The 12,566-nt window shown below is 36.8% G+C and carries 10 protein-coding genes; 1 reads left to right on the top strand and 9 read right to left on the bottom strand.

From position 1 onward, the window contains the following. Nucleotide 1: 1 nt before the first annotated feature. The 5 genes from mshL to csrD all read right to left on the bottom strand — a co-directional run bounded on the left by mshL (nt 2) and on the right by csrD (nt 6,167). Nucleotides 2-1,651 carry a pilus (MSHA type) biogenesis protein MshL gene (mshL, locus tag C9J51_RS14135; RefSeq protein ID WP_045040395.1) on the bottom strand — a complete coding sequence of 550 codons (1,650 nt, stop codon included), beginning with the start codon at nt 1,649-1,651 and terminating at the stop codon, nt 2-4. Between the two features lie 14 nt (nt 1,652-1,665). Continuing rightward, on the bottom strand, nt 1,666-1,986 hold the full coding sequence (locus tag C9J51_RS14130; protein ID WP_045037513.1) for a hypothetical protein: 321 nt from the start codon (nt 1,984-1,986) through the stop codon (nt 1,666-1,668). Continuing rightward, nucleotides 1,979-2,617, bottom strand: coding sequence for a type II secretion system protein GspM (gene gspM / locus C9J51_RS14125; RefSeq protein WP_107275224.1), 639 nt, complete (start codon nt 2,615-2,617; stop codon nt 1,979-1,981). The genes C9J51_RS14130 and gspM overlap by 8 nt, the downstream gene beginning before the upstream one ends. Further along, nucleotides 2,617-4,086 carry a type IV pilus biogenesis protein PilM gene (locus tag C9J51_RS14120; RefSeq protein WP_107275223.1) on the bottom strand — a complete coding sequence of 490 codons (1,470 nt, stop codon included), beginning with the start codon at nt 4,084-4,086 and terminating at the stop codon, nt 2,617-2,619. Before C9J51_RS14120 ends, gspM begins: the two co-directional genes overlap by 1 nt. A gap of 146 nt (nt 4,087-4,232) precedes the next feature. Further along, nucleotides 4,233-6,167 carry an RNase E specificity factor CsrD gene (gene csrD, locus C9J51_RS14115; protein WP_045040394.1) on the bottom strand — a complete coding sequence of 645 codons (1,935 nt, stop codon included), beginning with the start codon at nt 6,165-6,167 and terminating at the stop codon, nt 4,233-4,235. A gap of 133 nt (nt 6,168-6,300) precedes the next feature. Here csrD and C9J51_RS14110 point away from each other — a divergent pair, with 133 nt between their 5' ends. Continuing rightward, nucleotides 6,301-7,194 (top strand): LysR family transcriptional regulator, encoded by an 894-nt coding sequence (locus C9J51_RS14110; protein WP_045040393.1) that lies wholly within the window; start codon nt 6,301-6,303, stop codon nt 7,192-7,194. A 35-nt stretch (nt 7,195-7,229) separates the two neighbouring features. Here C9J51_RS14110 and C9J51_RS14105 read toward each other — a convergent pair whose 3' ends face one another. From C9J51_RS14105 to C9J51_RS14090, 4 genes are all read right to left on the bottom strand, one after another. Continuing rightward, nucleotides 7,230-8,693 carry a phosphoethanolamine transferase gene (locus C9J51_RS14105; protein WP_107275222.1) on the bottom strand — a complete coding sequence of 488 codons (1,464 nt, stop codon included), beginning with the start codon at nt 8,691-8,693 and terminating at the stop codon, nt 7,230-7,232. A 566-nt stretch (nt 8,694-9,259) separates the two neighbouring features. Further along, nucleotides 9,260-9,850 carry a hypothetical protein gene (locus C9J51_RS14100; RefSeq protein WP_244907488.1) on the bottom strand — a complete coding sequence of 197 codons (591 nt, stop codon included), beginning with the start codon at nt 9,848-9,850 and terminating at the stop codon, nt 9,260-9,262. A 55-nt stretch (nt 9,851-9,905) separates the two neighbouring features. Continuing rightward, entirely contained in the window at nt 9,906-11,108 is a 1,203-nt protein-coding gene (locus tag C9J51_RS14095) for a hypothetical protein (protein WP_045040391.1), read from the bottom strand. Continuing rightward, on the bottom strand, nt 11,101-12,138 hold the full coding sequence (locus C9J51_RS14090; protein ID WP_045040390.1) for a hypothetical protein: 1,038 nt from the start codon (nt 12,136-12,138) through the stop codon (nt 11,101-11,103). Before C9J51_RS14090 ends, C9J51_RS14095 begins: the two co-directional genes overlap by 8 nt. Nucleotides 12,139-12,566: the final 428 nt, after the last annotated feature.

Raw genomic sequence — 12,566 nt, 5'->3', positions numbered from 1 at the left:
GTTACTTATCTTCTGGAAACCATTCATTAACCAATGATCGCGAACGTTCGATCTCTTGCTGCCATGTTTGATCGCTGACGACGGTTGGTTTTAATAAAATAACCAACTCTGTTTTTTGCTTCACTTTATTGATATTACGAAACAAATTACCCACCAACGGAATGTCACCTAATAGTGGTACTTTTGAAACTTGATCCGTCATTGCCGTTTTCATCAAGCCACCAATCACGACCACATCGCCACTACGAGCATGAATAATTGAATCAGATTCACGAATAGTACTTTTGGCTAGTGGCAATTTATAAACCCCAAATTTAGCGCCAAGATCGACCGCTTTGATCTCGTTTTTAATATCAACCACCGCCGGATGAACATGCAATAACACACCACCTTGATCATCTATTTGAGGGGTGACATCTAATGAAATCCCTGAGAAAAAGGGCGTTAATTCAATATCAGGCGCCGCAGTACTGTTATCACCAGAAACATTACTGCTTGATACATTGGTAACAAAATATTCATCACCACCCACTTTAATCACTGCCTTTTGATTATTTGCCGCGGTTACTCGTGGGCTTGATAGCACATTAAGATCCCCTTGGGTTTCAAGAAAACTTAATACTGAGGTAAAGTTACCATCACTGATCGTAATATTAGTTTGGCCACCTAGCAGATTTGAAATCGCATTACCGCCCGGTAATGCGGCAATGGCCGAGGCATCAACGATAGGCGTTGAACCAATCACAATATTGGTTCCGCCAATACTGCGACTGATATTTTGCCAATTAATCCCTTGCTGATAACTGTCATTTAACGTGACTTCCATGATCTTGGCTTCAAGTACCACTTGTCGAATTAAACGTTGTTGTGAAATACCCAAAAATTGTTTTACTTCACGTAATTCATTGGGAAAAGCACGCACAGAAATCAATCCAGCCTGTGGGGATACCATGACATTTCGGCCATCACCATGACCAATCATACCGCGCACAACTTTTTCTAACTGTTGCCAAAAATCACTTTCAGAGGTGGTTTTTATGGTCGTTCCACCGGTAGTGGTACTAAGATCTTGATTTAAGATGGCATCGTTATTGTCGACATCTACGTTTGAATTAGTATTGTTTTCATTGGCTATTGAACCAGTCGTAATTGAGGTTAATGACACCCCCTGACGCTGAAGCTGTAAATAATCGACGGGAATAATATCGGTACGTAATGTGGCAGGAAACACCTGAATAATATTGCCTTTGCGGGTAATGCTATACCCATAAACATCATCAATAACATTCAACACTTCATCTAACGTGACATCTTTTAACTGTAAGCTAATCAAGCCACTTACACTCGGATGGATCACTATATTAAATGGTGTGCCTTGCACTAAACTCGAAAAGAATACGTTGGCATCGACATTACGGGCATTCACTCGAAATCGTTTTTCTAATGCATGCGTAGGCAGCACTTGATCGGTATCGAGTGCGGGCATTAAATCAGCATTGACCGCGTCAGGTAATGCAAGCAGTGGTCGACTGGCGGCATCATTAGCTGCTTGGTTAAGTGTTTGTTGTATAGCAACTGGAGCTTGGTGCCCCATTTGGGTAGAGCACCCCATTAATGAAGTGATAACCACACCAAGTATGATTCGTTGCATATTTTTATATCCCTTCACTGCTTAATGTCGGTGCTAAATAGCGACAATTGCCACTGTTTTTTATTACGGGTTAATATCACTGAACTGGCATTAATTCGACTGACTCGATAGCCTGTTATATAACTGCCAACCGCCACGGTTTGACCACTTAAAATGGCTCGGCATTGCTGTTCACAAATAACACTTTGTAACTGGGGTAATGAAGAGCGAGAGAGGGTTAATGATGATCCTTGTGAATGCCATTCCAATGGTCGAGTTGGGTCTTGCTGTGCATTGACATTTACGCCATAAAATAAACAGCTAATAACACACCCTGTTACTGTATATTTACCCACCAATAAAATCCTTACTTTCACCTAAGGTGTAAAGTTCAAGCTCAATGTTAGCCCATGGATATTGCGTCACTTGATAGTTTAAATTACGCCAATAATACTTTACGGGTAACGCTTCAATCTGGGTTAAATAACGAATAACATCGAAATATTTACCTTCAAATGTCATTCGTAATGGATGCAAAAAATAACCTTGCTCATTACCATTCATCAACGGTATCGCAGGTAATGACACTATTGTTTGTAAACGTAAGTCTTGGCTATGCTGTAATACTTGTTCCAATAGATAAGACATCTGGGTAGGAGAAACTAACCGCCCTATCGTCTGTTGTAACTGTTGTTCCAATTGGGCGTTTTTGTGAGTCAATGAAGTGATTTGAGTATCAATTTTTTTATTAGGACTTTGCGCCAATTTTTGCTGTAACCGCTGAATATCATGTTCAACAGTAATAATATTTTTGGCCGCAACATCGATAGTATTGGTCTGGTTTTGCAATAGAATCCATTGCGGCTCAAGTACCATAAACACCCCAATTAAGATAATCGCTATCCAACCAGAAATCGCAATCAGCCATTGTTCTCGTGATGATAACCCACTGAATCGTTGTTGCCATTCACACCAGATAATCTTCATCAAAGCGCCTCTTGTATGCGTTGAGCTTGCAAGGTGAAGGTAACTTGGTTGTGCTTATTTCTACCAATATTAAGTAACTGAAATCGGCGTTGAGCTAACGTTGAATAATGATTAAATGTCCCTAACCATTGAGGAACAGCCTCTGGCGTGCGAGCAACACCCTTTAAATCCATTGCGGTACCTGAAATTGAAATACGTTCAATAGCGATATTATCTAAAGCAGCATCAGCTAATTGCGTTAATACTTGGCCATAACCGACCATCAAACTGACATCATGATTCGCAACGGCTTTTAACGTCGCTTGCTTAGCCGTAACCGCTTGTTTTAAAGCGCTCAGATATTGCTGTTTTATCGGACTAACAACATGCAATTGCACTTCTTTTTGGGTTAACATTAATTGGTGTTGCACGGTTGTTAGTTGCGCCTTATTCGATATAAATGCGGGCGTTAATTGATGTGACTTAAAACTAAATACAGCACTTGTTAAGCCAATCACTAACATCAGCGCTAACCAACCGATCAGCATATTATTAAGCGTTAACCATTGACGTTTAGGTTGCAGAAATTGTGAATAGAAATTAATTGAAGATGAAAAACTGTGCTTAAGTCCAGCCCAAGCAATACGTCTTCCCGTTGAGGTTAATAAGGTCAATGATGGTTCAACCGCTTGAACTACCACATTTAAACGTTCATTTAATGCCACTGCCAATTGTTGGTTATTATCATTGTCACAACTAATTAATAACTGACTAATCGGATTATTACGTAATTGTGCACTCAGAAAATCCAATGATCGCTGAAGTTCTAACGCCAAATTATCAAGTTGTAATACTTGAACATCTGAATTAGATGCCGTAACCAACGGCGCATCAAAGCCTCGTAATTGACGTTGAAAAAAAAGTTTATGCTGACTAAATGCGGTTAATTGTAGATTGCCATTACCATAACGATGTACGACTAATTGGCTAAGGTTTGGTGCCGTAAATTCACACCAAACAACGCTTTCCACCGTCATACAGCTAATACTGCAACCCACCGCTTGGCAAGCTAAAACAATTTGATTAACTTGTTGACGCGCAGTAACAAAGACTTGAATCCGATCATTATTTAAACTGTTAAAACCATCAGCAACAATATCATCTGGTGACTCATTGACTAAATCTTTAACTAAATAAGGTAAGGCTAAGACTAATTCATCATCACTTAAATTAGGTTTATCAATCAATAAGCTTTGGTATAAACCACGCCCTAAAACAATCACTATTTGACTGCCAGTTAATTGATGTTTAGTGATTAAAATTTCAATGGCACTCTGCCACTCAATTATTGATTCAATTGGCACTGAATCAATAATGATATCGGCTTCATTATCAGCCACTAAAACAACCGCATCAGAAAATAAAGCCAAAGCCACATTTAATACGTTTTTTTTACGTAAAAAAAGCGAAGAGAGTACATGCAGAGTCATGATAGAAGTAAGCCGAAAGTTAGAGCCAAATAACAGCCCGCACTTTAGGTAAAGAGTGATCACTTCACAATATTAATGTATTAAATGTCTGACCTGCATCACTTTAAATGATAACTTTAACATTAACTAATTAACAACCATTCCTTTTAAGCGTTATTCTTCGTGAAAATCGGTTTCTCAGCAACAAAAAGACGTCCTTGTGCAGCAACCACACCGAGCTGTTGTAATACTCGCCATTCTTTATTCGTTTCAACCCCAACCGCAATCACTTTTGCATCACTGTTGGCACAGGCTCCGAGCATACTTCGCACAAATAATTGATTTTCTTGGCGCTGATGAATATCTCGCACTAAACCACGGTGTAATTTAATATAATCCGCTTTAATATCTTTAATATAGTAAGTGCTAACTATTGTTCTTCCTGCTTGTGAAACAACAAGTTTACAGCCAAGACCTGTTAATACCCGTAATACAGGTCGAATCGCATCAAGATGTTTAACTAACATACTTTCTGATACTTCGATTAATAATCGATTTAACACCGGACGTGGTAATTGAAGTAATTCATCTCGCAGCCATTTGACGAATTTTTTGTCACGTAAACTGATGGTGGTAATGTTAACCGCATAACTATTGTCTGCCGGTTGCTGTTTGAGTAACAATAGGGTTTGCGTAATAACCGCCCGATCAAAGCGCACTGAATAACCCACTTGTTCTATTGCCGACATAAAATGAGACGCTTTGATAATATCGCCATTATCATCTTGAATGCGAGCCAATAAGGCATAACTCATTAACTGTTCATTTTCAGCCATAATAATCGGCTGTTGATATAGCAATGGTCCACCTTGAGTTAAGGTTTTATCTATCAATGTTCGCCAGCGCACATTACCGCGTGATTTATCCCACTGATGTTCTTTATTAAAACTGTTCCAGCTGTTTGCACCTTGTAGTTGCGAACTACGTAAAGCAGTATCAACTTCATCCATAATCCGTCCACGGCGATCGCCACCATGAAAATATGTCACCCCAATATGACACCAATTGTCTTTTTCCATTGGTGCTGGCGGCGATAAACGCTCAACCGCATTTAATAATTGATGGGTAAATATTTTAATTTCTTTGGCGGGTTGCTGTGGAATAAGAATTGCAAACTCAGCGTCAAAATATCGCGCAAGGACGGTATCAGGAAAACGCTGAATGAAATTAGAGAGGATCACACTAATGTCTTGTAACAACTCATCAGCAATACCTCTTCCTTGCTGAGCACACATTTCGTCCCAGTCACTTAAACGCAATAAAACAACAGCACCGTGGCTATCTTGATCTTGCACCATCGATTGCAATCGACTATCAAATAACACCCTATTCGCAGTACCCGTTAATTGATCTAAAAAAGTATGGGTACGAATAAAAGTATCAAATCGACTTCGCTCTTGGCGGGCATCTTTAAGTTCACTAATTAATTGATCGAGTGCCAAACTTGCCGTTGCTGGCCATTCATAATCATCGCCTTCAGCATATTGATCAACACGACCAGCCAAAATCATCCGTCCACGCTCTTCTAATAATTCAGAGCCATGGAGTTGAGTACGCAACCAATGAACACCACGCATTAACCCTAAAGCGACAATCAACATCGCTAATGAAATTGAAGACATTGCGCCTAAAGAATAGGTAAATTCACTATAAAGAGGAATTGCCGCAATCGTGACTTGATAACCGGGGTGTAATGGCAATTGATATTGATGATGGTAAATAACATTAGGATCAGAAACAATTTGGCGACCTTTAAAATCAAACAATTGCTTCTTGCTGTCATTAATAGTTAATGTCACCACATTACTGGCTTGCAATAATGTCGGTAGCCAACGAGGTAAGGCTTGAGCACCTTGAGGGTCCGCTAACTCTTGATCAATAACCGTCACTACCCCATCAAGATAATGTGCTAATGAATCTTGGCCGAGTTTACGAAAACTCAACGCTCCACCAATAAAAATTACTAAAATCGCGCAAATCACGATCATGGTAACAAAGGCAACTAAGCGATTTGTTAACTTCATCCTTGAGGCTTTTCTCATAGCATCCTTACTTCACATATGCCATTAAATAGGTAATCATTAAACGATGTTAATCATTTTTTCCTTGCTTAGCATACGCTACATTAGACCTGTTAATCGATTATTAATATTGTAATAAAGGAATAATACATTTATGGATTGGATCACCTGTGCCAATAGTTTTATTACCGTGGTTGAGCAAGGTTCATTAGCGCAAGCCGCAAACAAACTCAACACCTCCAGTTCGGCGTTATCAAAGCGATTATCTTGGTTAGAAAAACAGCTGGGCGTACAACTGTTAAAGCGAACCACTCGCCATTTAACCGTAACAGAAGCAGGTCAATTGTTTTATCAACGTAGTGCTTTGTTAGTTAATGATTGGCAACAAATGCTAGCAGAAACAACGGCAACCAATAGTGAAATAGGGGGTATCTTACGTTTAGGTGCACCACTTGCAACCGGAAGCCGTTTACTGGTGAGCTATCTGGCTGAATTTAGCCACAGTTATCCCAACATAAAAATTGAGCTCCATACGGTAACGCCTGGACAATTACCGGATCTAAACCTCGATGTTTTCATTAGTCGAGAGATCACTGAATTTAACTCCTCTAGCTATATCGCCACCAAATTACTTAGCTACAGTAATGGCTTTTATGCTGCGCCCTCATACCTTGAAAATAATCCTCAAATCACGACGCCAGAACAACTATGCCAACATAATTACCTGCTATTTGGTGAACAAAATCACCAACAAGATCATATATTTGAGCATAATCAACGGCTTTTATTACAAGGCAATTTTATTACCACTAATCCGGAAGCGCTCGTTGCTGGAGCTGTTGCTGGAATGGGGTTAATTTTAACCAGCAGTCAAACAATAAAACGTGAATTAGACAATGGTTTGTTAGTACCCGTACTACCAACATTAAAGCAGCCAATTAATGCCATATACGCATACTACCCAAAACTAAATTATCATCATGTTAAAACGAAATTATTTATCGATTTTATCAAACAAAAAGCAGCCACAATGGAACCTGTTTATTGATCACATTTCCAAATAACCTGCTTTTATTGTTATGTTTAACGATGAATTATTTCATCTGGATCATTTTTTAATGATTTAAATAGCACCATCTGATTACCGTTTAATACTTGAATCTTTTTATTTTGTGGCAATTGATAAACATTCAATGAGGGTAATTGTGCTGTTTTAACACCAATCCAATTTGAGAAAATCGACATAAAATCAAAAGCACTAATTTGCTTATTCAACATTGTATGCTGGTGAATATCACTGGCAATTTCAATTAGTGGCACTTCATAATCTTGTTTATATAAATCACCATGCACTAATTGTGTCTTTCCTTTGATAGTACTGACATTATTTAAACCATGATCAGAAAAATACATTAATGAATAACTATCTTGGGTTGCTTTTAAATCATTAACTATTGTTTTAATAATAGTATCAGTTTGGTTATATGTTGATAAATAACAAGATAAATCTTTATCTTTAAAATTATAAATATCTTTTTTTATGCGATCACAAAAATTCTCATGGGACCCCATAATATGCAACACAATTAATTTTGAACCATTATAGGGCTGTGCTAATGCCTGTTTAAATAACGGTAATAATGCATAATCACTGGTATTATTGGTAAGAAAATTACCTTTTTTCAAAAATTTCCGTTCTGAAGCATGAACAGCTATTGCTGAAACAGCCGTGTCATACTGACCAATAAACCCTTGATTTGATAACCATATCGTTTTCATTTTAGCCACATTGGCTAAGGTGATAATATTATTTGCAGGGTGTAAATCTAGGCCATGACTGATAGCTAATGTTCGAGGTAATGACACCGCAGTATGAGAGGCAGTAGAAAGATAACCATTGACCAATATTCCCGGTGTTGTTGTTAAAAAAGGCGTGCTATTAATCGGATAGCCATAACTTGACATATAATCCTTACGCATACTTTCACCAATGATGAGAACATAAGTTTTATACCTCGGTTTATTCTTTAAAATATGCCAATTTGCGCTTTGATGAATACTATTTTTCAACGTATTCATTTGAGCAACATAGTGGTTAATACTGGTATAAGAATGATATATAAATAAATTTAAAGACGAAAAACAAAAACAAAAAAAACCAAATAGACATACTGTTTTATGCCATTTAAAAACAAATTTAACTCGTATTAAATAATAACTAAATGCAACAAATAAAATAGCATTTAATATTTGAACATTTCTTGGAATAGCTAATAAAAATTCAATAGTTTCGCGTTTATTTGTTTCAAATAACGATGCAACAATACCTATATTAGGTTGCCCATAAATATAACCCGAATAAAAGTATAATACCGCCACCAATCCAGTTGGAAATATAAACAGCCATTTTAACCACCATTTAGATGACAGAAAGATCAGTGCTAAAAACAAACACCCACCTGCTATCATCATTCTATTTTCATATCCAACCCCAATAGTAAGTAATATAGATAATAATAATGTAATAACGACATCTAAATACTTCATAAAGATAACAATATCAATAAGTAACAAAAAGAGGCATAGTTTAGCTTAGGTCAGATATTTTTAACACAAAAAAACCCAGTAAATATACTGGGTTAGTATTTAATTCTGTTTGTATTAGTGCTTATTCTCACACTTTAACGTATACCAGTCCTAGAACGGTTATGGTTACCTTGAACAAAAAAAACAAGATATAAGTAATTGTTAATAAAAGGACAACCAACAAAAAAGTAAAGAATTACGTTAAGTTTGTTTCTTTTAATCTCTTAAACTTTACAAAATCACTGCTTATAACATTCAATAAAAGAGACATTTTTAGTTATAACACACAAAAACTTTTCAATTATTAACGGTCTTGTTATATTTCGAAAAGATAAAAACGTAACACAATTCTGGTCATAAATGAGTTTCATTGAATCGTAAATAAGTACTTCATGAATTATCTCAGGGATAGAAAAAGCCGACAGACAAAACGCAAGATCTGATCCTGATATTTGCGTTAATACAAAAATACAGCCTATGGCCTAGAATGAAAAACCGTCAGATTGATTTCTAACGGCTTAAAGGCTTTACTGAAACGAATGGTCAAGCATTAGAATGAAAGTCTGTAGATTATCTTTATGAATACGGAAACGTCCTGTTCGAGACAATTCAATGTCTATGCCATTCACGACCATGTGAACAGTATCAATTACGGCAGGCGTTTCGCTGTAATTTTTCAGATAGAACGGATTCAGGTCTTTAGAGCTAGCGATCTTTGTCTTAGCAACAGTATTAGGATCGCACTGGATATTAGACAACGACATAGATTTTATTACGTGGTCATACTTAATATCAAATACATCCAATAACTTCTTCAAATCAAGTTCCACGGGTTTTAACCCGCTATCTGAACCAAACAGCGTTCGTATCATTTCAAATGGGTATTTCATGCTACGTGGTGGATTTATCACATACAATGCATGTTTAGTTCCGAAGCGAACACCAAACTTCACTTTGATATAGGAAACAGTTTCTATTTCAGAAACTTCACCATCTGGTAGTTCAAATTCTTGCTTACTTATTACACGTTCAATAAACTGCATAATAAAGTTGTCATCACTGTCATCAAGCAGTTCAAATCCAAAACCTTCATCATCAGAATATAAGTTCTGACTCAAGCGGTCATAGAAGTCACCTTTGTTTACATGTATTCCTGATTGATACAGTTTAACTTTAAGCATTACTTACTTCCTTTTGATCAGTTGAACTACCTTCATACAATGCAAGAACATCATCCAATGACTTAAATATTGCATCTTCAAGTTCACGAATAATGATATTAAAGTCAGCACCATCCACAGGCTCTTTGCCGCCTTTACCATCAACTGCCTCTTTACCAATAATTCTGAATTTTAAATCTTTTGCTTGATGCTTATCATCAAAAGTAAGTTCAAATGTTACTATCGGTTTGTCTTTTAATGACAATGCCTTAGATGACCATTTGATGCGACTTCGGTAGAAGTTATTATTACAGAATTCTGTGACTTCATCTGCGTCATGCAGTAATTGACCATCAAACTGAGCATTATAGATACTGCATTCACGTTCATCTTTAAGTTCATCAGATGCAGCATCACTATCACCATCAAGTAGATCACTGTCTAAATCATCTTCCAATACATCTTCATCTAAACTTGCACAAGCTTCACTTGCACCTTGTAATGAAGGATCAAGAATTGAATACACCTTACTGACACGAACCTTTTCCAGTTCTAAGAACTTAAGAGGCTTGACCGTATCATACAATCTAAGCATAAACTGATTTCTTAAATCTGCATCTAGTACTGCTGACAAATCAACATCTTGTACTATGAAATCTTTGTTAACAGTATCGCGATACATCTTAATAATATCATTCAGTATTTCTTTAATACGCTTTGTGTATGTGTACTGAATTGAGATATAGTTTTTCTTTTCTAAGAATTGAATGTATCCACCATGTCGCTTCTTCTGTTGGTACTTACCGCGACCAAAATCAAATTCTGTGTAGTCAATTTCTACATAGAATGATTGGATTGAACGTGAAGGTGTTATGTATTCAGCACCGACAAAACGTGGGCGACCTTCTTTTACCTTTTCTACAACGTCATTTAGGGTAGAAAGGTCGAACTTACCAGCAATACGTTTGACTGAGTACTGATCACGGTTAATCTTTGGTGTTAGACGATTAGTCAATTCTGTTAAGTGTGAATATGAAAACGGCAAGTCTGATATGTGTCCAATCAATTCATCACGATCCAATGATATTGGATAAATTATTCCACGTTTAAAGACTAACTTACGTAAAGCGTTTTCTGAAAGTTTCGCTTTATTAGATTGCAACGCGATATAGATATCATTTTCATCAGAGAAAATTGTCGATTTAAACTTAAGCATTTGCAGTCCCTTTGACTAAATTACGCCAAGCACCTTCAAGAATAATAGGAAGTGGGAAAAGTGATGTCTTAATCGTATCCATGCCGATCAGTTCAATTCTTTCCAACTTATCACGTTGTGTTTCAGTAACAGCATACTGCGCACGATACAAACGCTGAGCAGTATTGAAATACACTGGAGCTTTCCCTGAAAAAGGAGTAATGATATAGACCTTTTCGAACATATTAAGCATTTGATAATTAAAGATATATTCGAATAAATAGATAAAGTAATTGTCTGAAATAATATCTTCATCCCAGTAAATGTTCAGCACTTTCTTTTTATGAATTGGATGTTCATACGAATACAACAACATACCAGAAGTGACCATTTCATTTGTTGCAGGATGCTTCACTGAGTCAGATGAGCACTTATTATGCTTATCAGGATAGTAGAATCCACATTTGTTGCGCTTCGGTATCATCTTCCAAACATTTGATCCTGATTCATCTTCTTCTATGTTTCTACGTTCTTTGATATTTTCAACAACAGTCATTAGGAAGCGGATCAAACGAGGTGAATAGATGTTTAGTGTCGAGTCTCTTGGTAGGGCAAAGTCACGCATAGCATTTGAGTCAATCTTTTCCAACAAATCGTCATCATATCTATCATCATTATTGTAGATAAACAGCATCCCATGAAGCCCGTATTTAGTTTCACCTTCACGATAATAATCTGCCCATTCAGTACTATCACGAGCGCACTTAACTTGCATAGCAAGACTTTTGATCGCTGTACCTACTTTCTGTGTACTAATCGATTCTTTCTTATAAGACTTAAGATCTGTCTGAATGTACTGAGTTAGTTCTGTATATGGGTCAACATACGAGAATACAAGATCAGTAGGATGTGTCTTTCTAGCATGTGCTCTATCGCAACAATCCCAATTAATATCTGTATACTCTGAATTCCATTTCCATTTCAACTCAGTAAAAATTTTATCTGAAATTAGCTGAGCCATTTCATCTATATTCTTAGTTTCGCCGCCCATTTAACATTTATCCGTAATTACTTGATAGTTATACAGTCATTTTATAGGTACATGCATTAAGCAGCAATGATGTAATGCACACAGATGCACCATTAACTTGCGCATTCGAAAATCAGAATTATCTTATTTACTCTGATGCCGCTTATAGCTCATTTCAGAACATCAGAAGTTCTAAATAAAGTTATTGAAGAAAATGAATATTCTACATGGATCTGGTTTTACGGTATTGATGCATTAAAGGATTCAAACTTTGCAGGTTGGCTACGTACCCGATTAACAGTCCGAACTATTGAGAATTTACGGATAATATTTATTGCTGAATCTTGTGAGGATTTCCGAGACGTTTTCTGTGATAGCAAAGCTACTTTCTATCAATCTACAATGTTACTTCGAACTAATTTTGACATCAAAAGTTAAGGTGAATGTGT

Source organism: Photobacterium iliopiscarium, assembly GCF_003026395.1.
GTDB classification, from domain to species: domain Bacteria; phylum Pseudomonadota; class Gammaproteobacteria; order Enterobacterales; family Vibrionaceae; genus Photobacterium; species Photobacterium iliopiscarium.
This window is presented reverse-complemented; position numbering and strand designations above follow the sequence as displayed.